The sequence below is a fragment of the Dubosiella newyorkensis genome (assembly GCF_001945605.1).
Classification (GTDB): domain Bacteria; phylum Bacillota_I; class Bacilli_A; order Erysipelotrichales; family Erysipelotrichaceae; genus Dubosiella; species Dubosiella newyorkensis.
Map to the genome: position 1 here is coordinate 1 of NZ_MPKA01000098.1, position 681 is coordinate 681.

Annotated in this window: 1 protein-coding gene; it reads right to left on the reverse strand. The window is 43.2% G+C overall.

Features of this window, described 5'->3' with window-relative positions; all coding sequences use genetic code 11:
* Positions 1 to 214: 214 nt before the first annotated feature.
* Positions 215 to 681, reverse strand: a 467-nt coding sequence (locus tag BO225_RS10160) for a DDE-type integrase/transposase/recombinase (RefSeq protein WP_143356820.1), incomplete at its 5' end; no start/stop codon positions are given.

The window sequence follows — 681 nt, forward strand, 5'->3', positions numbered from 1 at the left end:
ATCTTTGTTTACTCTCCGTATACATTTCGATTTCGACTTGCAGATAAATATTTATGCAGTGTCTCTTTACAATGGGTTGTCCCTTGGTAAACTGCCGTGCCTTCTGCGAAATGGTGATCCATTCATTTTTTTTGCGGAAGGCTCTTCCTAGGGGTCCAGGGGGCATGAGTCCCGTTGTCAAGAGTAGCCCCAATGGGCTAAACGGAAGAAATATTTATCTGCCATTGGATGTTTTTCCTCCATCTTGAGCTTGTATCGGATATTCTTGAGTAGTGACATACTGATAATATTCATTTGGCGACAGTTTGGCGAGTTTCCATTGATAGCGCTCTGTATTGTAATAACGAATTTGTTCATCAAGAAGAGCTTTTACTTCTTCGTAGCGGCTGCATTCTTTCAGCTTTTCTCGGATTTCGTCTTTCATATGGCCGAAAAAGCTTTCCTGAGGGGCATTGTCCCAGCAGTTGCCTTTTCTGGACATGGACTGTCTCAGCTTTTTGTTTTTGACAAGCTCTCTGAACTGAACGCTTGTATAATGGCAGCCTTGATCGGAGTGGATGATCGTATCGGTGTTCAGCTCATCTCCATGATTTCTGAACAGCTTATGGATCGTTTCCAGTACAAAATCAACTTTCAGGTTGTCGCTGATCTCGTAGGCCAGGATCTGTTTGGTGAAAGCAT